Here is an 18,636-nt window from a genome sequence, read left to right as displayed (position 1 = left end):
CTCATATAGATGGTTTCATATTACCGGTTTAGTATAGGTTATCTCATAATTCGTTTTACGGCGCAAAAAAGGTGTTTCGTTGGGGTATACCCTAATGAAACATCAAGGCGGCAAGAAATAATCACCTAGTGATATGTTTATGTATGCTTATAGTAGATAGTGTTGTAAGGGCGGTTGCAACTCACCTGATGCGATAATATGATTTTGGAAACATCACTTTCGACCGGAGCATCATGTCAGAACCGACTAAAGTCTTTACCGCCCACATTCCACTCTCACTGGCTGACCGCATTGACCAGATGGCAGAACAACTGGAACACACCCGAGCCTGGGTAATCAAGCAGGCACTCGCCAACTGGATTGCCGAGGAAGAAGCCCGCGACCGTCTGACACAGGATGCCATGCTTTCCGTGGAAGAAGGCAAGGTGGTACCACATGGACGGGTACTGGCCTGGGCGGACAGTCTGGACAGCGAAACCCCGCAACCGCTGCCGCGCTGATGCAATTGCATTGGGCAGTTGAGGCGCTGGATGATGTACAGCGTTTGTACGATTTCATCCTGCCGCATAATCCCAAGGCAGCGGCAAGGGTTGTGCAAAAATTGGTGCGCGCGCCGCAAATGCTGCTGGAACATCCGCGTATTGGTGAACAGCTGTTTCGCTTTTACCCGCGCGAAGTCCGCCGTCTGCTGGTTGATGCTTACGAAATTCGCTACGAAATCCAAAACGACGATATCTATATTTTACGCATCTGGCATAGCAGGGAAGCGCGTCCATAACGTCGTATTGACAAATTTTTACATCTTTGCTGCAATGGCTACATAGCCGCACTTGCTCAAGGTGCATCACGGACGCCATGCCAACATCCTGCGTCCAGCCATCACGGCGTTGGCATCTTTTCAATCTGCTGCCACGACAGCTTCTTCAACCCGCAGGGGAAACATCCCCTGTACGGGTAAGTTTCTCCTGTTTTTTTATTTCAATTCACAGGAGAATCTTATGAACACTCTGATTCCGAACAAAATGCCAGCTTTCTGGCACCAGTTTGACTTTATCACCCTGCTAAATTCGCCCCATGCCCATGTCTGCTGGGATTATGACGTGGATTACTTTTCTTGGAAGAGAAATGGTATCGAAATCACCGGCAGAATTTTCGGTGATTATCACATGGTATCTTCTTTTAATGGGCATCAACTTGAAAAAGAATACCTGAAGTTGAATGTCGTCATAACCCATTTCTTTGCCCAAAAGAAACTGGTTAGCTATCTGGCCGCAGAAAATGATGACTGGATTACCTGGTCCTCACCAGAATCCTTGATCAAAGCAGTAAGGTATAAAACACGGGAAGGTCAACAGCCATCACAGCAAGAATGCCTTGAGAATATTCGCAATTGGTTGGTTCGGTTGATTGACTTTCTCGACCGAAAAAGCTATTCGGAACTCAATGCACTTTCCTGGACCGGATATGATGCCGAACGCTGGCGAGAGATTGAGATGACGGCCAGAATGGCGTACCTCCCCATCTCCTTGGCTTGTTATCGTGCAGAGGTGTGTCATGATTGATACTCTCCGCAGCAAGATTGACGTTGTCCGTTCGTTGGGTGAACGGGTCTCGCTGTTACGCTTACGCAACCGCTCCTATATCCTGGTTGAGAATCGCCGTGACCGTGTGTCCGAAAGAACCGACCAGTTAATTCCCTTGCCGCCCTGTTTCGGGTGGCAGGAGTGTCTGGCAGCGTTTCATGCGCAGGCGCTACAATGGCGTAAACAGCCCGAACAGATCCACTATTTGCGTGGTGACGGCATCGAGCATGTACGTTTCCTGCATGGTGATTATCATGTCTTTATGAACCAGCCTGATTTGGGTTATTTCCTGGTCAGTATTATCGGCAATGAATCGGCAATACCGAGCTATGGCATCGTTGACCTTTCTGCTGATCTTGAGCCCCTAAAGCTAATTCGCAGAATTGAGACGTTGTGTCAGAAAACGGAAATTTGCCTGGCCGTGTCCGGTACAGCCTGCCTGTTCCGTAATCCTGCAAGTGGCCGTTATTTTGCTGTGCGTTTTGGCAATAAGTGCGAGTTATTTGGCAAGTGCATCAAAGAAATCGTGCTGTTACCGGAAGAGAGCAACGTTGTGTTTCATGCGTTTGAACAACAGGCGCGTGATTGGGAACGCCGTTTCGGCACACCAAATGTCGTTTGCGATATCCCTTTCTGATTGTTACCCGGCGCAAGCCGGGTTTTTCTTTGCCTGAATGAAGGCAATGGAACTATTTACACATTCTCAACACAAAAAAGCGTCCAAAGAGGACGCAATCCATAAGGAGATTTAAATGTTCATAAAAGAGGTGGAGAAATATTAAAGCGACATCGTATTTCCGTCAAGCCAAGTTTTTCTGTATCTCGTTCTCACGGATGAAATGAATTTGCTATATCCCCGGCAGCTCGGCCTGCGTCATCGCCACTTTCGCCGCCTGCCATTCCTGCTCCAGCAGATCTTCAATGAGCTGCCGTTTGGTACAACCCCGCAGTCGCGCGAGCTCGTCCAGCTGCACGAAACAGCGCGGCGAGACCCACATGTCCAGCCGCTTGTTGCAGGGATTGTAGTATTTCTGTCGTGGGCTTTTCTCCGGGCTTTTACCCGGATGCCGCTGTGCCGCATCAAACAGGTCGGGTGTGTACGGGTCGTTGGGGTCTTTCATCCAACGTTCCTACATCGCCAATCCCGGCTGTACCGTGCGCGCCGCATGCAAATCGGCATATCGTTCGTCCAACTCAATGCTGAGCCAGCGACGCCCCAGTCGAGTTGCTTCTGCCGCCACGGTACCGCTGCCACCGAACGGATCAAGGACGCAATCGCCGGGACGGCTACCAGCAAGGATGCAGGGCGTGACCAGTCCCGGTGGGAACGGAGCGATGTGGCCATGCCGGCTGGGAATATTGGCAATACTCCAGACGCTGCGCCGGTTACGCAGTGCGGTTGACCGGGTATGCGGACGGTCACGGCGATGCTGGCTGTCGTGGTGCCCAGGAACACGCAGCGTGGTGTTCTTGCCCTGTGTGCGGGTGAAGCTCGCCCGGCTGTCAGCATCCGCTTGGCCATAGATGCGCGACGGCTCACGGATGGCTTCGTGATTGAAGTAGTAGCGCTCGTGTTTGCTAAGGAGGAATAGGTACTCGTGCGCGCGCGTGCAGCGGTCGGTTACCGATTCTGGCAGCGGGTTGCTTTTGTGCCAAATGATGTCCTGGCGGAGAAACCAGCCATCGTCTTGCAAGGCCAACGCCAGCCGCCACGGGATACCCATCAGATTTTTCGGCGGCAGGCCGCCCCTGTTGAAGCCCGTACTGTAGCTGTCGCCCAAGTTGAGCCAGAGCGTACCGTCGTCGGCCAGCAGGTCGTGTACCAGACGAAACACCTGTAGCAGTGCCGCGAGGTAGTCCTGCATGGTCTGCTCCAGTCCGATTTGTCCCGGCAGGCCGTAGTCACGCAGTCCATAGTAGGGCGGTGAAGTGATGCAGGTTTGTACCCGCACCCCGGCGGCGATGAGCTTCGGCAAAATGACGCGGCAGTCGCCGGTAATGACTTGGTCAGCCTGCATGGCGCATCTCTAGCATTGCCTCCGCCATCGCCCCGGTACCGTCTTCGCTGCGCGGCAGCTTTATCTTGCCTATGCTGATGTCCCAGGCCTGCTGGTACTGCTTCAGCAATTTTTTGCCCGCCTTTTTTGCCGCTGTCGAGACGGCACCGTTGTGCGGTCCGCGATGTTGTTCGATTCGGTAACGTCCGTTGCGACGTTCTATCCCCAAGGTCGAGCGTCTCCCATCCGGCTCGCATACTGCCCAGGCACGATATCCTTTGCCATGGCAGCGCATTGTGTAACCGGCGATACAGTGGTGCATTTTTGCGCTTTCAGCAGCCAGCGCTGCGGCATCTTCCAGCGGGGTGAAGACGATGCCGTCAATTTCTGTTTGCGGTAGCAGGCTTCGCCAGGCAAGCGGTTGTCCGTTGTCGTCGTAACGGATTGTGCGGGCGATGGCGACGCGCCGGTGCCAGTCATCGCTGCGCCGCTTCAATGCCGCCCAGGTGGACTGTTTGTGCGGATGCCCCTGTTCCAGTCCTTCTGCGCTCAACCAGTCGGCAATGTCGCCGATGACGTCGTTGCCTTGCGCTTTCAGCGCGGCAAAACCTTCCTGTTGCCACAATTGGTGGCAATGCACGAGGTAACAGCGCAGCAACTGCTGCTGTTTTACCGCCGGCATGGTGTCGCAACGGCTGCGGAAGCCCTTCATCAAACCGGCATATACCCGCGCCGGCAGGCGCAGGCTGACATTGGCGGCAGCAAGTGCGGTGATCACCTCGTGCTCGTGTGCACCGTGTACAAACCAGGCGCGCACCACGGTTAGCGGCGCACGGCGCAGCCAGTTCCAGGCAGCGACATCGTCAAAGGCGCAAAGCGGTCGCCAGTCCGGCTGATCAAAGGCAAAAATGCCGTCCGGATTGTAGCCGTATGCCACGTGCGTCCGCGTCCTCTCCGGTCGCACCGGTCTGCGTTCCAGCGCGGTGCTTTTGCGTCCGTCCCGGACCCACAGCTTGCGCGAAAAGAGGTCATCCCGCCCCCATTGCGCGGGGTCAATGCCCGGCAACAGCGGCAGCAGGTTGCGGTGTTCGCGTGCCACCTTCAACAGCGTCGTGCGGTGACAGTCACAGGCGAGATAGCGGGTAAAGGTCGCGGCGCCGTAGTTGATGGCCAGCAGCGCCGAATGCACCTCGCGGTCGAGAATGTACCGATAAAAGTCGCGGCGCAAAGACATCGCTGCCTGCGCCATTTTCGCATCGTCCAGTTTGCCCTGGCTGGCCGGGTGCAGTACCTCACCGCCCCAGCCAACCGATTCTTCCCTGCCAATAAAACGTCCGCACAAGACACCGAACAGCTGGTAGTCGTGCCGTTCGCGGCACAGTTTGCCATCATCTGTTGTTGGCAGGTGTACCGTTTGCGGCAATTCGTGATAACCGGCGGCAGCGAGCGCCCGCCACAGCATCAGCCTGATGATGTCGCGCCACCAGAGCAGATCGGGACGTCGGCTGCGCGGGTAGAGGGGAATGACCGGCCAGCCTGCCGGACAGGTAGTGCGCCGCCATACCCCGTTTTGCAGATCAAAAACGGACAGGCGCAAATCGCTGTCATCGCCCTGCCGCTCCATCCGCCACAGGTTGCAGATGGTCAGCCGCCGCAGCCCGTCTGCCGTTTCCCCGTACTGCGACAGCCGGGTGAGGTTGTGGCGGTGGATGTAGTCCAGCGCCTGCTCCCAGACGCGGTTAAAGCGCGCATCGCCAAAAGGCGCGGCGGCACGGCGTTTTGGTTGCACTTCCGGGGCGGTTTCAGGCAAAACTGCGGCAGATGGCGCCGCTTCAGGGTGGGGTTGCAAATCCATGCCGGCTTCCTGTAGCTCAGTCACAACCGGACGAGCCGGAATCCGAATCGCAGGAGCTGGAGCTACCGCCGTCGTCGTGTGATGCAGACATCGCATGATGATGACTGCCTGATTCGCTGGCATCCTGATGTGCCGCGCGTGTGCTGGTGGCAGAAGTTGCCTGCTGCATTTGCGCAAAGAGTTTCTCCGCCCGGCCATTGTCGTGTTCCGGGATGGTTTCCCGTGCCGGGGATGTTGGTGTTTCATCCACGCCCGCATTTTTGCGGGAAAACAGCAGGTCGTAAAGCCAGCCGAGGAAACCGTCGGACGGCGCGCTGCGGGATTTTTTCGGTTGCTTGCAGTTCATGAGTATTCCTCCATATCAGTCTGGAAAAGTGTGTATCCGGTGTGCATAATTCGCGGGATGAACAGCAAAGAAATCATCCGGCGGCTGTTGCAAGAGGGCTGGATACGCGACGGCGGTCAGGGCAGCCATCAGCGCTTCGTCCATCCCGACCGTCCCGGTCATGTCACCGTCCCGCATCCGCGCAAAGACTTCCCCTACGGCACGCTGAAAGCCATTTTTGCCCAGGCCGGTTGGGGCAAGCCATCGGCAAAATAAGGAGAGCATCATGTTATACCCTGCATTTGTTGAACTCGGCGACGAGACCCATGCCTACGGCGTGGTATTGCCTGATTTTCCCGGCTGCTTTTCTGCCGCCGATGAAGCGAAAGACCTGCCTGCGATGGTGCAGGAGGCGGTAGAGGTACATCTGCAAGGCACGGATGGCGCACTGCCCCAGCCGTCTCGCATCGAAGATTTGCGCCATCTGCCCGACTACGATTACGACGGGGTGTGGATGCTGTTTGACATTGACGAGTCGCGCATTTCCAGCCGCGCCCGGCGCTTCAATGCAACCCTGCCGGAAAACCTGCTGGCTGCCATTGATGATTACGTCGCCAAACACGGCGGCAGCCGCAGCGGTTTCCTTGCCGAAGCGGCACGGGCGAAGCTGAAAACTGTTTGACGCCGCCGGACGCCGTACTGGCGGTGCTTTTGGGGTACGTCGATGGTTCATGCGGTTTCTTCCCTTTGCCGCCGCCGGTAACGCAATACCCCACTGCTTTCACCGTCTTTGCTGTCCTGCTGCTCCAGTTGGAATATTTCGGCAAATACCTGTAGCAGTCCATCCTTTTCCCGTTCGTCTCTGATGCAGGCTTCCCACGACTGCGGGTTGTCGCGGCATTTTTCCCAGGCGTTGCTGCCGTCGTTGAGGTGCAGGTAGAGGCGACGCTCGCACAGGTCGCCGAAAAAGAGCAGGCAGGCTTCGCCCGGCACACCTGGCCAGGGTACGGCATGGATGCCTTGCACCCCGCCGGGCTGCTGGCAGAGGCGGTAAACAAACTCCGGCAGGCATTGCCGTGATGCCGGACCTAGGTGCCAGGCGTCATCATCAAGATTGGGCAGAGTGACGGTGCGCATGACGGCGGCAAAGGTGCCGGGAAAGGCGGTATTACCGCTGTATAGCCGCTGCCACTCGTCGAGCACCGTTTGCAGGGCGGTGCGGGTCAATGCCGCCACGTCTTCGCGCCTGGCGTCAAAATCGTGCACGGCAGGCGGCAGCGGGTAATTTTTGAGCAACAGCAGTTCCGCCCCCCGGTGCACTTCAATCTCTAGCCGGTCTCCGTCGTCTTCGGCGGCACGGTAGTGCCAGCCGAGCGCCATGCCGACCTGTGCGTCATGCAGCCCGTCGTCGCCGAGTTGTTCGCGGAGGGTCGCGTGAATGACCGCACAACGCCGCGCAAATGCGCGTGCGTTGGCATAAGCGGTTTCGACTTCCGGGTCGTCTGCCGGATTGAAGGACTGTATTTCGACTTCCATCAGCGCCGTTGCCAGCACTTTCCCCTGCCAGTACAGCTCAACGGCAATCTCCGGCGTGCGCCGCCCGTAGCTGGCGAATACGGTGTAGCCCTGTGGCAATTCAGTATTCAGCGGGTTATACATGGCGTGTCTCCTATGCAGCCGCGCTGCCCGGACTGTCCTCAAAGCGTAGCTGCAACAACAGATCTACGACGTGCTCACCCTCCGGCGGCAGATGAACCGTTGGCTGGCAGACGATACCCCAATTGCGCGGCTGTTTGACCAGCGTCATCGCTTGTTCTATGTCTTCTGTCGCCATGCCGGGTTGGGCAGCAATACGGCGCAAACCCTGGAGAATCTCGACAATGCCAAACGGAGACAGAACACCGTTGTGGATTTGTTCACCGGTCAACAGATGAATGGCGGCGGTTACGTAGCGAATCGGTGTGTCGTAGTACGCGGCAAACCCCAGGCCGTTACGCACCAGCAGCGCCGCCACTTCCTTGTTACGGTATTTCTGCGCCGGGTTGGCGAGGACAGTGCGCAGGGAACGCCAGATGTTTTTGTCAAAAAAGGTGGTGATAAAGATCTCGTCCCGCCAGTCGCAGCTTGCTTCAGGTTCGTCCAGCAATGTGGCGCGATAGCAGGGCGTTTCATGGGTCAAGAGCGCTGCCAGCTGTACCCCGTGGCTTTTGCGACGCAGCAACCAGGATGCAACCACTTCACGGCAAAACCCGGGCAGTTCCGTGATCCGCCACAGGCAGACGCCTGGCGGGTAATCCGCATCGCCACTCACACCGGGAATACCCAGCCGGTCAAGGTGCAGGCTTTCTTGCCAGCATTGATTGTCGGCGAAAGCCACCTGCCACAGCGCGGCGTAGTGTTCCGTCAGGGAGTTTTCCGGCAGCAGCAGCGCGATGTTGTCGGCGCGGATGTTGTTGCCGGTCGCAAGATGGCAGTGCTCAAAATTCAGGGTGTGGCTCATGCGTTTTCTCCTTCGATGTTGCTTGTGGGGTGGGGGTAAATCGTGCCGTTTGCGCCTTGAATATTTTAGAGTTTATAGAATTAAAAAGAACAAGATCACTACTGTTGTTAACCACAGAAGGGGATATAGCGCTGCAATATCAGATTTATGTATAATACCCATAGAGTCGCATATATTTATCAAAATTACATTTGTAATTAATAAAGCGATACAGATAATCAGACAAATAATTGCATTTTTTCCATTTTCTTCATAGATGTTTCCTTTACAAAATAATGCAGAAAAAATTGCCACCACAGACAGCAAGCTAAACATTAATATCATAAATAGTGCCATTTTTATCTCTCTTTTTACTGTAATTGCTTAAGATTGAACACTTGCACTTGCCACCATACGTTGCAGTCCGTATTTGAGCGATCCCGGGATGGCAGCGGTAATAGTGGATTTATTGTCTTTCCATGTATTCATGGGTTTCTCCGGCTGTGCCAGGATGATTCGTTTTAACCTTCAGCCAGGCCCGCCAAGAGAGGGATGGTCCTGACCTGTTATAATTCCGTCTCTTATCACCAGTATGGAAACAAAATTTTCACCAGGTTCCTGTCTGCTGCTCTCACTCCAGAAAAAATAATAACCATCTTGTACAAAACCCAATTTTTTCAAGCGGCCGTTACGGAAGGATTCCGCTATGTCCAGCATCAATGATTTTGCCTTTTTTATGGCAGTTTCCCGATCATTGACGACATAAACCGGGAATACATCACCTGCGATATGGCCATGCTGAACAAGATACTGAATATGTGGTTTGTCGGAAGTTTCCATGTCTTTCCCGTTCTCAAAATGAAGATTGCGCATGCGATTGCGGCACACCCTGCGCGTCGTTCTCGCTGTGGGTGCAGGCGGGGTAATTGCTGCAACCCCAAAAGGCACCGCGTGAGCCGCTGCGCTTTTGCAGCCAGCCCTTGCCGCAGGCGGTGCAGGGGTATGTTTTGTCGATGGCCTTGCGCTTGCTAGCGGCGGTTTTGTTGCCTGACGCAGCTTTGCCACCTGAAGCAGGCCGCGCGGTTGTGGCGCCTGAAGCAGCAGCGGCTTGTATCCCGCCTGTTGCCGCCGGGGGACGTTCGCCCCATGCGCCCGGTTTGCCGCCGTCATCCGGGGCGCTGTGCGTGCAGGCGGGGTAGCGGTCGCAGCCCCACCAAAAGGTGTCCTTCTTCTTGCCGGGACGGCGTTGCAAGAATCCCTCACCACAGGCGGGACAGGGATGGTCATGGCTTTTCTCCACCCGCTTGCCCGGCTTGCCGTGCTCGTCCGGCAGCGTCGTCTGACAGGGATTCGGCTCGCGCTGGTAGTTGGAGCAACCCCAGAAGAAGCCGTTTTTGCCTTTGAGGCGGCGCAAACGCCCGTCGTCGCAATTGGGACAGGGGAAGGTCTCTGCCGCCCCGGCGAGCGGCTGAACCGAGGTGTCGGCGGCGAATAACGCCAGTTGCGCATCGAGCGCCTGGTCATAGTGTGCAACTACCGCGCGGTAGCCCGCCTTGCCGTGGGCGATGGCATCAAGGTGGTCTTCCATGCCACGGGTGTAGGCAATCTCCAGAAAATCGAAACGGCCGCGCAGCGCCTGAACCAGCGCGGTGCCGAGTTCAGTTGGCACAAACTGCCGTTTGACCACTTCAACGTAGCCGCGCTGCTGGATCGTGCCGATGATGCTGGCGTAGGTGGATGGTCGGCCGATGCCTTCGCGCTCCAGCGCGCGGATGAGCGCAGGCTCGCTGTAGCGCGCGGGTGGTTTGGTTTCGAGGTCGAGGATTTTGCCGTCCTCTGGCACGTACTGCGCGCCGACGGCCAGCTTCGGCAGCGGATTCGCCGCTTCCGCTTCTTCCTCGCTGGTGTAATCATCGTCAGCGACGCGCATCCAGCCGTCATAGGTGCGCAGGCTGCCGCTGGCCTTGAACAGCGCCGTGGGTGCGGGTGCGTCGTTGCCAGGCGGCAGGCCGCGCAGGGCGGCGACCGGCGACAGGGTTTGCAGTTGCGCCGTGCGCAGCTGAAACTGCGCATCCTTCATCTGGCAGGCGAGCGCGCGTTTCCAGATGAGTTTGTACAGCGCATCTTGTTGCGCGTTACCCGACTGCGGGTCAAACACATGAAAATCGGTGGGTCGGATTGCTTCGTGCGCCTCCTGCGCGCCATCCTTGGCCTTCCAGGCATTCGCCTTCTCCGGGATGTACTGTGCCTGCCCTTTGGCACGCAAATAGTCCCAGACCATCTGCACGCCCTCTTGCGAGAGATTGGGATTGTCGGTGCGGTGGTAGGTGATGAGGCCCGCCTCAAACAGCGCCTGCGCCAGTTTCATGCACGCCTCTACACCGATTTTCAGCCGGTTTGCCGCCGCCTGTTGCAGGGTCGAGGTGGTGAACGGTGGCGGCGCCTTGCGCGCCTGTACCTTTTCGTCAAAAGCGACCACTACCAGCCCCGGTAGTGCCGCTTCCAGTACCGCGACAGCGGTGTCGCGGTCAGTGATGTAAGGGTGGTCATCCGTGACCAATGGACGGGTGTCCCACTGCGCCGGCCATGACGCAGTACCGGCGTCGCCGGGGAGTTCAACCGCGACGCCAAAGTGTTTGGTCTTCACAAAAGCGCGAATTGCCTCCTCGCGCTCAACCACGAGACGCAGCGCAGGTGACTGCACCCGCCCGGCGGAGATACCGCGCTGACCGAGTTTTTGCCCAGCAAGCGGTGAGACCTTGTAGCCGTAGAGGCGGTCGAGCACGCGCCGTGCCTCCTGCGCGGCAAAGAGGCGGGTATCCACCTGGCGCGGCTGGCAGATGGCCTGTGCGATGGCGGCTTGGGTGATTTCATTGAAGGTGACGCGGCGGCAGGTTTTGCCGTGGCCAATCACCTGCTGCAAATGCCAGGCTATCGCTTCGCCCTCGCGGTCGGGGTCGGTCGCCAGCCAGATTTCATCGGCATCACGTGCCAGCGCCTTTAACCTGGCGATGGTTTTGCCGCTGCGCTCGCCGGCGACGTACTGCGGCCGGTAATCGGGCGGCGCGACGCCCATCTCGCCCGGCGGCAGGTCGCAGATATGACCGTATGAGGCGGCAACCACCCAGCCACTACCGAGGTAGTGCTGAATTTTTTCGGTTTTGTTCGGCGATTCAACGATGAGGAGTTTGCTCATGGACTGGCCTTCAGAGGTGCTACTTCATCGGGGCGATGGTTTCTGTTCCGACAAATGATTCCCGGAAACAACCACATCAAAAAACTCACCGCAGGTAATCCTTTTTGCCAGATCCTCTATTGCATCATCGCTAACAGTAACCGTTGATTTAAAGGCAACGAGCGCCGGACGCAATTCCTCCGGGATTTCGTAACTGTCTTTCAGGTTCCAGATATCCGGGAATACCTTTTTTGCGATTCCAATATCTTTTTTGCTATTTTTGCTTTTCATGTTGTATTTCCATGTGGTTTCTGACAGCAATCACCGGGCGGGTGCGCAATGTATGCCGGGTATCTGCCGGGAACAGCGACTGCCATATGTGCTGCATATGCAATGCCTCGCCGATTTCCCGAATTTGTTGCCGGCATTCGGGCTGACGAATAATGCGCAATTGACGGGGCAAGAAGGGATAATCCGCTTGCAGGAATGCCGAAAGCGCACAAATATCTGCCATCAGGAAAAACATGGCATAAATGCGCCAGGACTCACTATTTACCGCCCATTGTGTGAACAGTACCGCCATGAGGAGTAGTGACAACAATTCCAGCCGGTTCACCCGGCATTGCGCGCAGATAATGCAGTACAGACTGAAAAATCGCCCGCCTGCCTCATCTTTTTGTCCTGCCTGCACCAGCGCCATGATGGCCGCCAGTTCTGCCCTGACGGATTCATTCATCCCGATTCCTGCCGGTTGTTGTGGAAGTTATGAGCACCGGTCCCAGCCAAATATGGACCGTATGTGTGGCTTGCCGTGCTTGCGCCTTGGCCTGTTCGCATTCCTGTTGTTGCATTTGCAAGGCAGGCTGGTAAACAAATCCGTAAAAGATAAAAAAACACACCACCAGCATGAAAGCCTTGTCCTTGCGGAAAAAATAAACCGCCATTGCCATAAAAATCACCGCCAGCACGATGCTGGCTTTGATCATTTCAGGGGTCCATGTGTGGTTCATGACATTTACTCCTGTCTGCCAGATTGCATCTGCATCAGCAATTTTTTGCCGGATGGCATATCGTCCATTCCGACCTGCTCCAGGGCATGACGCACCCCTTCGATATCATTTTTTTCCACCATGTCAATAAACTGGTCACGGGTGATTACGTCTTTTCCCAATACCAGGACGAGGACGAAACAAACAATCAGGGAGCCAAAAATAGAAAAGAGAAAGGCAGGAAAAATATCTTTTGCAAGTTTTCTTGCGTTTTCATTTGCCGCCCCTGTGGCAATCCAGGTGCTGGATGTCCAAACCAGCTCCCGGATAAAGATATATATCCAGCACAGCAGGTTGATGATGACTGTTGCCAGCAAAATGATGACCGTTATGAACAGCCACAGTTTCACAGCCGCACCGGTCGCACCAACCCCGGAAAACTGGCGCAGCATATCTGCCGGGATGGCGATGTTTGACTGTGCCAATGCCGGGCCACCCGGACAAAAAAGCAGAAACAGGCTGCCAACCATTTTTATGACGTGCATGTTATTCACCAGGTTCAAGTGTGGATTGACGGGATTTCGGATTGTCCGCCTGCCAGACGGCACGATGCGGCATTGCCTCACGCATTTCTGCCACCTCTGTCAGTCTGAGCAATTTGGCGGTATGGCGCAGATCACGCTGCAATTGCCCGCTTTTGTGCTGTTCATGCAACAGCCAGGCGAGGTTGGAAACTACCGTCACCGGATAGACCGTCTTTTCCACCAGTGCCCGACCAAGGTGTTCGCCCGCCGTGCCGTTGAGATAGCATGCTGCCAACGACGGCGTCGTATCCGTCATCTCTGCGACGGTCAGTACCGCCATGCACCAGAGCAGGTTGATTTGCGGCGCAGTCAACGGGATATCCCGCAAGGCAGCGGCAAAGCCGTAAGCGTCATCGCGCGCTACAGGCAGCTCCGTATCGCTTCTGCCGTTGCGCTCACATTGTGCGGTCAGGCGCGAGACCGCCGCATTATCGGCATTGGTAATCTGGTCGCCCGCCATGCGCGCCTGCTGTTGCAACTCCCTGAACTGGTTGTCCCAACGCGCGCGGCGTGCCTGTTCTGCCAGGTCGGAATGTTCGTTGCGGCAGGCTTGTTCAAATTCTGCCGCGATGCGCATCGCATCCGTGAGACGCTTCAGCAGTTGCCGGTTGCCGTCGGCGGCAAAGGCACGGATATGCGCGTGCAGCAGGGCGGCTACGGTGTCATCGTCGAGACGCTCGCAGAGCCGGCAGTAATCGTCCTGGGTGTATATGGTGGTAGCCATTGTGCTGTTCTCTGTCATGTCAGTTCCTGCTATCCCGCCTGCTGATACTGTCTACCGAGAAAACTCGTTCGCCTGTTCTTGTGGCAATCGTTCAATCGCATCCAACTCACGCCGGAAGGCCTTGAAACTGCAAACGAGCCGCACGGTTTGTAAGATTTGATGTGTCATATTCATATGTTTTCCTATTCCGGAATGGCCGGTGTCACCTGAATCGGCCCCAGCGGGATGCGCAGTACCAGTTGGCCGCGCTCGTCCAGGTCGCAGGTAGCGTAGAACCAGCTGGTCCAGGCATACTGTCTTTCTTCAATGCGTTTCGTGCCGGTATGCGCGATGTTTTTGTGACAGCTCACCTGCTCCGGGTACACCTTCGACCAGGCGACCCCGCTGGGGGCGGTCGTCGGCCAATAGACCCGGCCAATTTGCGGGTCGGCGAGAATGTCCAGTCCGCGCCGCGCGATGACTGCCGAGGCCTTGGCGTCATCAACGTGATCGACCGTGCCATAACGCGGATAGAGGTGTCCCCAGGTTTCCGGCAGGATGGTGCCGGTACTGGGCGCAATGCGCGGTCCCGGCCACAGGGGATTCCAGATGCGGTGCAGATCCACCAGCGGCCAGCCATGCCGCCACAGGATGGAATCCAGGCCGCTGAGGTAGTACGGCCAGAAGGGCGTGTACGGCAGGGTGCAGAAGTAGCGGCCGCCGGTGCTGACGTCGTAGCCGTCAACCGCGCTGGTGACGCTGTCGTTGGCACGGTCGTAGTCGGTGTAATCGGCACCGTCAATTTGCGACATGGTTTCGTCGTAGCCCAGCGACTGCCGTTCCTGGTCGGTAAACTGTCCCTGACCGCTGCCCTTGTTCTGCCAGCGGTTGAGGAAGCCCGCGCCCGGCGGTGGTTGTTGCTGACCGTTGCCATTCCCGGCGTTGCCGCCGTTGTTGCGCGGCACGTTGCCCGTGCCCTGGAAGTAGCGGCTGTTGGTCGGGTTCGACGGGGCTTTTTGTTTCTCCGGCGATGACGCACTGCTGCCGCTTCCGCCATTGCCGCCGCCGGATTTTTCACCACCTCCGGTTTTCTGGAAGATGATCATCGCCGGGTGGCCGATGAGCGCCGATTCGTAGTGCTGTGGTGCGTAGTGCTTGCCAAACTTGTGGTGCTTGTAGCGTCCGGCACCGATTTCGACGTTGTCGGCCAGTCCAAGGAAACCGACGTGAACGATGGCCTCGCTCGCGGCGCGGTAGGCGCTGCCCAGCAGGCGCGAGTAATCTTCCCACGGCATTTCGTCAAGGTAGGGATGCGACTGGTTGACCATCGCCGGTACGGTATGGCCGACGTGCAGCGTCCAGAAGTAGTACGGACCATAAGGCGTCCAGATGACCCGCAACGACAGGCCGAGGATGCGGTAATCGAGGCAGTCCGGGATTTGGCTGATGGTCGTGCTGACCAGTTCGGCGGTACCAAAGCCGGCATGGGCCGGTTGACTGGTACAGGCGAGCGCAACGCCCGCCGCCAGCGCCAGTTGCCGCAACCATTTTTTGCCATGTTTGTTGTTGCGCATACACGCCTCCTGCTTCAGATGGGCCGGTCGTCATCCGTGGGGAATGGTGAGTTGTTGGCTGTCTCAGATGCTGCCGCACCCGCCTTGTTGCCGTTCTTGTCGCCTTTTTGGCCAGCCGGATGGGGATGTGCAGCCGGGGCGGCGGTTTCACCCTGTGGCGGTGCCTCACCCATAAAATCTGGCGGCATATCTTCAAAACCGTCTGCCGCAAGATGATCATTGCCGCCGTCCGCCATTGCCGCAGGGGCTGCGTTGCCCGGATGGCCGCTGTTGCCGATATTGGGCTGCGGCTGCAGGCCTCGTTCGGCGCTGCGCTGACGGTAAGTCACATCGGCCAGCGAGCGCATGTCAAAGCAGACTTCATCGGCGTTTACCTTGAAGGCCGCTTTCAACTCGCCCGTTTTCGGGTCGGCCCAGGTTTCGACGTGCAGGTCGCCGGTCACGAGGACAGCGGCGCCTTTCTTCAGCAGGCGTCCTGCGGTTTCCGCCTTCTTGTCAAACCAGGAGACATTCATCCAGAAACCGCCGCTGTCCACAAATTGATCCCGGTCGTTCTTGCTCCAGTGCGGCTGACGCATGGAAAAACTGATCCAGTGCAGCGGTTCATTGTTGCGGCCCGTGGTCACGCCACAGCGCGGGTCATCGCCGAGATTGCCATTGAGGGTAATTTTTGCGCCCATCTGCTACTCCTTTTTGCTCAAGAAAAATGGTTAAAACGGTTTGGGTGGAAGGCCGTCTGTCGCCCGCTTTGCGCCGGATGCAGGCAGCCTGCCTGCGTCGCGTGCATTCCCTGCTCCAGTAACGGCTGCACCGCCAGCTGCATCTTCTGCTCCGGCGGGTAGCGCTTCTGTACTGCTCCAGAGATCGAGAATGCGCCGTGCATCGTCAGCAGCCCGGTTGAGTGCATCCATACCGGCAAGGTCGATAAAATCAGGACTGAAACCACCATAGATTTGCCCCTCCATGCCAGCGCAGTACCGGACAAAATCAGGAAATGCCGCGTCCTGACGCAGAATTTCGCGCACCGGCAAACACTGGTCCACCAGTTGCACTGCCAGCGCATCGCCCCGCTCATGCATGACGGCAAGGGAATCAATGCCCGGCAGTACGACGATATAGCCGCGCAGCCGCAGTACCGCCATGCTGGCGAGCAGGGTGGCAAACGGCAGGTTCACCCGTGCCGCCGCGACCGACAGCGGCACACCCGGCTGCGGAAATTCCGCCTCCTGCCGCAGCAGTGCGTAAGCCTTGAAATCCTGCGGGTGCAGCGTCAGCGCCCCGCACGGTACGGAAATGTACTGTTCCATCGTTTATTGACCTCCCGGCTGTAACAGCCAATCGACATTCAGTGTCATTCCCCTGAAATTAACTTGACTTTTGACACTATTTGCTATAAATGAAATTACCTTGGCTTGCAAATTCAGGCTGATGCGTTGTGCCTCCTGCTCACGGAAACCGCGCAGAAAGGCATCGTCCTCACGAAAGGCAAGCGCAGAACGCACCGCAGCCCGTTTGTCATCATCGAGCGCTTCCACCGGCATCAGTACCTGCATCGGCCCGTGCCGTCCGTTCTGCCACAGCCCGCTGCGCACCCCGTGCAATTGCCAGGCCAGTTGCGGCACGCCATTGGCACGGAGCAGGCGCATCGACACCTTGTCATCGCAGCACATCAACACCGCAAAGCGCTGCGCTTCGGCAAGCAGCAAAAGCATCTGCTGACGCACCTCAAGCAGGTCTGCCTCCAGCCGGGACAGACGCAAATCAAAATCCCGCTTGCGCCGCGAAGGCGCGAAACATTCCTGCAAAACCGGCAATAACAAAACCGCCTCCCGATGAATCTATAACGGCATTAACGTACAAAGGCCTGCGGTATTGCCACCAAATACGGGAGCAATTTCCCTTCGATAATGCGCGCGTCCGGTTCACCGAATGCATTGACCGCTGCCTGATAAATATCATCCTGGGCGCGACAGGATGCCTCACCCACATAATAGTAGCCATCGCAGGAGCCCAAAATGCGGCGAATATGGCGGCCCAGCTCTTTCAGGTCTGCCTGATAAATTTTGGGATCAATCATGCCCATCTGCGCATAAGGAAAAATAATGCGCATGATGTCGTCGTAAATGAGCAACAACTCGAATGCGTGATAGGCATACGGCGAAATAAAATGGACGCTGACCGAAGAAGGCCGCTCCGAAGTAAACGGCTCCATTTTGGTGCGTACTGCTGAGCCCAACATTTTGCGCACCTCAACTTCCTTGATGCGGAAAATCCCGTTGACCTTTTTCAGCTCGTCTTCCAGCTTCAGCAGGCGCTGCGCCGCAAATGGACAGCCCCGGCGGTAAGCGCCGATGACCGCTTTCACCTTGGCAGCGAAACCGTACATACCGGTAATCATCGGACTGCTCCGTCCCAGACAAATCGCCCATGACGAACGCATGTGCAGTTCCCCGGTTGCCCCGGTGATGCCCCAGGCCGGACGCTCCAGCAACATGCGCGACGGCGTTTCCTGGTTAATCAGCTTTGCCGCCTGCTCCAGCGCCTTGTCCTTGCGCAGGCGCGATTCCTCGCCGGCGATTACCGCCGCAGCTTCTTCCGGGGTTTCGGATTCCGCGCGAATCATGTCTTGGTCCAGCGACGACAATTTTATTTCCGGGTCATCCGCCAGTTCCTGCTCGGCGGCTTCCAGCTCACGGCTGCGCGTACCATCCAGCCAGCGGGTTCTGACTTCCGCCGGCACATCATCCGGCAATACGGAGGCGGCATTTTGTTCCGCCCCTGCCGCAGTCTCCGCAGCCACATTTTTTACATCGTCAGTATCAACACTCATAAAACCTCCAACAGAGAAAAATCCCCCTTGCCCTTAAAGGTTCCTTTAAAGGAAGAAAGGAAATGACAAGCCGGGAAAAAATAAATCCATCACGGCATGCGAAAAATGAATTCATCACGACATAACCGCATCCGGCACAGCGAATGCCAGACGCAAACCGTTCAAAACATCCTGCAACAGTAAACGCGCTCCGTCCTGCCCCAAAGAAAACCATGCCGTCCCGACCAGTTGCAGCGAAAGCCGTCCATGCTGTTCCAGTAAATGCGTCCATGCGCGCTGCTGATGCAGGGCTTGCGCTGTCGCCATTGTCAGCGAACAGGTTTTTGTGTCCCCCGGACACAGCAATTTGCGCGCTGCCGGTTTTGTATCCCCCCGATACAGGGATTTCGGCTACATTTTTGTATCCAGTGGATACAGGATTTTTGTCGCCGCCAGCGGCTGCGTTTTTGTAACCGGGGGTTACAGCCTCGCCAGCCGATTGAATCTTGTAACGGGGCGTTACAACCTCGCCAGCCGATTGAATCTTGTAACGGGGCGTTACA

Annotated in this window: 25 protein-coding genes; 6 read left to right on the top strand and 19 right to left on the bottom strand. The window is 56.8% G+C overall.

Going from position 1 to position 18,636, the window contains the following annotated elements; translation table 11 throughout:
* Positions 1-233: 233 nt before the first annotated feature.
* The 4 genes from ACO54Z_RS08340 (at position 234) to ACO54Z_RS08325 (ending at position 2,220) form a co-directional block, all read left to right on the top strand.
* Complete coding sequence (locus ACO54Z_RS08340) at positions 234-500, top strand: CopG family ribbon-helix-helix protein (protein ID WP_298080076.1); 267 nt, start codon at positions 234-236, stop codon at positions 498-500.
* On the top strand, positions 500-778 hold the full coding sequence (locus ACO54Z_RS08335; protein ID WP_485996589.1) for a type II toxin-antitoxin system RelE/ParE family toxin: 279 nt from the start codon (positions 500-502) through the stop codon (positions 776-778). The genes ACO54Z_RS08340 and ACO54Z_RS08335 overlap by 1 nt, the downstream gene beginning before the upstream one ends.
* 220 nt (positions 779-998) lie before the next feature.
* A complete protein-coding gene (locus ACO54Z_RS08330) occupies positions 999-1,562 on the top strand; it encodes a hypothetical protein (RefSeq protein WP_485996588.1) in 564 nt (187 codons plus the stop codon).
* Positions 1,555-2,220 (top strand): hypothetical protein, encoded by a 666-nt coding sequence (locus ACO54Z_RS08325; protein ID WP_485996587.1) that lies wholly within the window; start codon positions 1,555-1,557, stop codon positions 2,218-2,220. Before ACO54Z_RS08330 ends, ACO54Z_RS08325 begins: the two co-directional genes overlap by 8 nt.
* A gap of 211 nt (positions 2,221-2,431) precedes the next feature.
* Here the strand turns inward: ACO54Z_RS08325 and ACO54Z_RS08320 are convergent, their stop codons facing one another.
* The 4 genes from ACO54Z_RS08320 to ACO54Z_RS08305 are packed head-to-tail and all read right to left on the bottom strand — an operon-like array spanning position 2,432 to position 5,781.
* Positions 2,432-2,704 (bottom strand): hypothetical protein, encoded by a 273-nt coding sequence (locus tag ACO54Z_RS08320; RefSeq protein WP_485996586.1) that lies wholly within the window; start codon positions 2,702-2,704, stop codon positions 2,432-2,434.
* Positions 2,705-2,713: 9 nt separating this feature from the next.
* Complete coding sequence (locus ACO54Z_RS08315; protein ID WP_485996585.1) at positions 2,714-3,601, bottom strand: DNA-methyltransferase; 888 nt, start codon at positions 3,599-3,601, stop codon at positions 2,714-2,716.
* Positions 3,591-5,435, bottom strand: coding sequence for a hypothetical protein (locus ACO54Z_RS08310; protein WP_485996584.1), 1,845 nt, complete (start codon positions 5,433-5,435; stop codon positions 3,591-3,593). The genes ACO54Z_RS08315 and ACO54Z_RS08310 overlap by 11 nt, the downstream gene beginning before the upstream one ends.
* A gap of 16 nt (positions 5,436-5,451) precedes the next feature.
* Positions 5,452-5,781 (bottom strand): hypothetical protein, encoded by a 330-nt coding sequence (locus tag ACO54Z_RS08305; protein WP_485996583.1) that lies wholly within the window; start codon positions 5,779-5,781, stop codon positions 5,452-5,454.
* A 57-nt stretch (positions 5,782-5,838) separates the two neighbouring features.
* Here ACO54Z_RS08305 and ACO54Z_RS08300 point away from each other — a divergent pair, with 57 nt between their 5' ends.
* Together ACO54Z_RS08300 and ACO54Z_RS08295 are read left to right on the top strand one after the other, a co-directional pair.
* Positions 5,839-6,036 carry a type II toxin-antitoxin system HicA family toxin gene (locus tag ACO54Z_RS08300; RefSeq protein WP_485996582.1) on the top strand — a complete coding sequence of 66 codons (198 nt, stop codon included), beginning with the start codon at positions 5,839-5,841 and terminating at the stop codon, positions 6,034-6,036.
* A 10-nt stretch (positions 6,037-6,046) separates the two neighbouring features.
* Positions 6,047-6,442 (top strand): type II toxin-antitoxin system HicB family antitoxin, encoded by a 396-nt coding sequence (locus ACO54Z_RS08295; RefSeq protein ID WP_485996581.1) that lies wholly within the window; start codon positions 6,047-6,049, stop codon positions 6,440-6,442.
* Between the two features lie 47 nt (positions 6,443-6,489).
* Here ACO54Z_RS08295 and ACO54Z_RS08290 read toward each other — a convergent pair whose 3' ends face one another.
* The 15 genes from ACO54Z_RS08290 to ACO54Z_RS08220 all read right to left on the bottom strand — a co-directional run.
* Positions 6,490-7,419 (bottom strand): hypothetical protein, encoded by a 930-nt coding sequence (locus ACO54Z_RS08290; RefSeq protein WP_485996580.1) that lies wholly within the window; start codon positions 7,417-7,419, stop codon positions 6,490-6,492.
* 10 nt (positions 7,420-7,429) lie between these two features.
* Entirely contained in the window at positions 7,430-8,260 is an 831-nt protein-coding gene (locus ACO54Z_RS08285; RefSeq protein WP_485996579.1) for a hypothetical protein, read from the bottom strand.
* A 507-nt stretch (positions 8,261-8,767) separates the two neighbouring features.
* The gene (locus ACO54Z_RS08280; protein ID WP_485996578.1) at positions 8,768-9,079 is read right to left on the bottom strand and encodes a hypothetical protein; all 312 of its coding nucleotides are present in this window, start codon (positions 9,077-9,079) and stop codon (positions 8,768-8,770) included.
* A gap of 13 nt (positions 9,080-9,092) precedes the next feature.
* Positions 9,093-11,435 carry a type I DNA topoisomerase gene (topA, locus tag ACO54Z_RS08275; protein WP_485996577.1) on the bottom strand — a complete coding sequence of 781 codons (2,343 nt, stop codon included), beginning with the start codon at positions 11,433-11,435 and terminating at the stop codon, positions 9,093-9,095.
* 24 nt (positions 11,436-11,459) lie between these two features.
* Complete coding sequence (locus ACO54Z_RS08270) at positions 11,460-11,705, bottom strand: hypothetical protein (RefSeq protein ID WP_485996576.1); 246 nt, start codon at positions 11,703-11,705, stop codon at positions 11,460-11,462.
* Positions 11,689-12,150 carry a hypothetical protein gene (locus ACO54Z_RS08265; protein ID WP_485996575.1) on the bottom strand — a complete coding sequence of 154 codons (462 nt, stop codon included), beginning with the start codon at positions 12,148-12,150 and terminating at the stop codon, positions 11,689-11,691. The genes ACO54Z_RS08270 and ACO54Z_RS08265 overlap by 17 nt, the downstream gene beginning before the upstream one ends.
* Positions 12,143-12,424: a hypothetical protein gene (locus ACO54Z_RS08260; RefSeq protein ID WP_485996574.1), complete on the bottom strand. Its 282-nt coding sequence runs from the start codon at positions 12,422-12,424 to the stop codon at positions 12,143-12,145. The genes ACO54Z_RS08265 and ACO54Z_RS08260 overlap by 8 nt, the downstream gene beginning before the upstream one ends.
* Positions 12,425-12,429: 5 nt before the next feature.
* Complete coding sequence (locus ACO54Z_RS08255) at positions 12,430-12,948, bottom strand: hypothetical protein (RefSeq protein WP_485996573.1); 519 nt, start codon at positions 12,946-12,948, stop codon at positions 12,430-12,432.
* A gap of 1 nt (position 12,949) precedes the next feature.
* The gene (locus tag ACO54Z_RS08250; RefSeq protein ID WP_485996572.1) at positions 12,950-13,729 is read right to left on the bottom strand and encodes a hypothetical protein; all 780 of its coding nucleotides are present in this window, start codon (positions 13,727-13,729) and stop codon (positions 12,950-12,952) included.
* Positions 13,730-13,893: 164 nt separating this feature from the next.
* Positions 13,894-15,264 (bottom strand): TraU family protein, encoded by a 1,371-nt coding sequence (locus ACO54Z_RS08245; RefSeq protein ID WP_298078881.1) that lies wholly within the window; start codon positions 15,262-15,264, stop codon positions 13,894-13,896.
* A 14-nt stretch (positions 15,265-15,278) separates the two neighbouring features.
* Positions 15,279-15,944, bottom strand: a complete 666-nt coding sequence (locus tag ACO54Z_RS08240; RefSeq protein ID WP_485996571.1) for a single-stranded DNA-binding protein — start codon at positions 15,942-15,944, stop codon at positions 15,279-15,281.
* Between the two features lie 30 nt (positions 15,945-15,974).
* On the bottom strand, positions 15,975-16,571 hold the full coding sequence (locus ACO54Z_RS08235; protein WP_485996570.1) for a hypothetical protein: 597 nt from the start codon (positions 16,569-16,571) through the stop codon (positions 15,975-15,977).
* 3 nt (positions 16,572-16,574) lie between these two features.
* Positions 16,575-17,084 (bottom strand): hypothetical protein, encoded by a 510-nt coding sequence (locus tag ACO54Z_RS08230; RefSeq protein ID WP_485996569.1) that lies wholly within the window; start codon positions 17,082-17,084, stop codon positions 16,575-16,577.
* A gap of 29 nt (positions 17,085-17,113) precedes the next feature.
* Positions 17,114-18,094: an AcaB family transcriptional regulator gene (locus ACO54Z_RS08225; RefSeq protein ID WP_485996568.1), complete on the bottom strand. Its 981-nt coding sequence runs from the start codon at positions 18,092-18,094 to the stop codon at positions 17,114-17,116.
* On the bottom strand, positions 18,084-18,636 hold a 553-nt coding region (locus ACO54Z_RS08220; RefSeq protein WP_485996567.1), incomplete at its 5' end, for a hypothetical protein. The genes ACO54Z_RS08220 and ACO54Z_RS08225, both read right to left, overlap by 11 nt.

The sequence above is a fragment of the Cardiobacterium sp. genome, from assembly GCF_057314735.1.
The sequence above is the reverse complement of the archived record's forward strand: the minus strand, read 5'-3'. Positions and strand labels throughout refer to the sequence as shown.

Bases quoted from the DNA above. Each gene is read 5' to 3' on its own strand.
- ACO54Z_RS08270 (WP_485996576.1), bottom strand. From the start codon at position 11,705: ATGAAAAGCAAAAATAGCAAAAAAGATATTGGAATCGCAAAAAAGGTA.
- ACO54Z_RS08240 (WP_485996571.1), bottom strand. From the start codon at position 15,944: ATGGGCGCAAAAATTACCCTCAATGGCAATCTCGGCGATGACCCGCGC.
- ACO54Z_RS08235 (WP_485996570.1), bottom strand. From the start codon at position 16,571: ATGGAACAGTACATTTCCGTACCGTGCGGGGCGCTGACGCTGCACCCG.
- ACO54Z_RS08330 (WP_485996588.1), top strand. From the start codon at position 999: ATGAACACTCTGATTCCGAACAAAATGCCAGCTTTCTGGCACCAGTTT.
- ACO54Z_RS08320 (WP_485996586.1), bottom strand. From the start codon at position 2,704: ATGAAAGACCCCAACGACCCGTACACACCCGACCTGTTTGATGCGGCA.
- ACO54Z_RS08295 (WP_485996581.1), top strand. From the start codon at position 6,047: ATGTTATACCCTGCATTTGTTGAACTCGGCGACGAGACCCATGCCTAC.
- ACO54Z_RS08260 (WP_485996574.1), bottom strand. From the start codon at position 12,424: ATGAACCACACATGGACCCCTGAAATGATCAAAGCCAGCATCGTGCTG.
- ACO54Z_RS08315 (WP_485996585.1), bottom strand. From the start codon at position 3,601: ATGCAGGCTGACCAAGTCATTACCGGCGACTGCCGCGTCATTTTGCCG.
- ACO54Z_RS08250 (WP_485996572.1), bottom strand. From the start codon at position 13,729: ATGACAGAGAACAGCACAATGGCTACCACCATATACACCCAGGACGAT.
- ACO54Z_RS08245 (WP_298078881.1), bottom strand. From the start codon at position 15,264: ATGCGCAACAACAAACATGGCAAAAAATGGTTGCGGCAACTGGCGCTG.
- ACO54Z_RS08310 (WP_485996584.1), bottom strand. From the start codon at position 5,435: ATGGATTTGCAACCCCACCCTGAAGCGGCGCCATCTGCCGCAGTTTTG.
- ACO54Z_RS08305 (WP_485996583.1), bottom strand. From the start codon at position 5,781: ATGAACTGCAAGCAACCGAAAAAATCCCGCAGCGCGCCGTCCGACGGT.
- ACO54Z_RS08300 (WP_485996582.1), top strand. From the start codon at position 5,839: ATGAACAGCAAAGAAATCATCCGGCGGCTGTTGCAAGAGGGCTGGATA.
- ACO54Z_RS08255 (WP_485996573.1), bottom strand. From the start codon at position 12,948: ATGCACGTCATAAAAATGGTTGGCAGCCTGTTTCTGCTTTTTTGTCCG.
- ACO54Z_RS08290 (WP_485996580.1), bottom strand. From the start codon at position 7,419: ATGTATAACCCGCTGAATACTGAATTGCCACAGGGCTACACCGTATTC.
- ACO54Z_RS08325 (WP_485996587.1), top strand. From the start codon at position 1,555: ATGATTGATACTCTCCGCAGCAAGATTGACGTTGTCCGTTCGTTGGGT.
- ACO54Z_RS08225 (WP_485996568.1), bottom strand. From the start codon at position 18,094: ATGAGTGTTGATACTGACGATGTAAAAAATGTGGCTGCGGAGACTGCG.
- ACO54Z_RS08285 (WP_485996579.1), bottom strand. From the start codon at position 8,260: ATGAGCCACACCCTGAATTTTGAGCACTGCCATCTTGCGACCGGCAAC.
- ACO54Z_RS08265 (WP_485996575.1), bottom strand. From the start codon at position 12,150: ATGAATGAATCCGTCAGGGCAGAACTGGCGGCCATCATGGCGCTGGTG.
- ACO54Z_RS08280 (WP_485996578.1), bottom strand. From the start codon at position 9,079: ATGGAAACTTCCGACAAACCACATATTCAGTATCTTGTTCAGCATGGC.
- topA (WP_485996577.1), bottom strand. From the start codon at position 11,435: ATGAGCAAACTCCTCATCGTTGAATCGCCGAACAAAACCGAAAAAATT.
- ACO54Z_RS08335 (WP_485996589.1), top strand. From the start codon at position 500: ATGCAATTGCATTGGGCAGTTGAGGCGCTGGATGATGTACAGCGTTTG.
- ACO54Z_RS08340 (WP_298080076.1), top strand. From the start codon at position 234: ATGTCAGAACCGACTAAAGTCTTTACCGCCCACATTCCACTCTCACTG.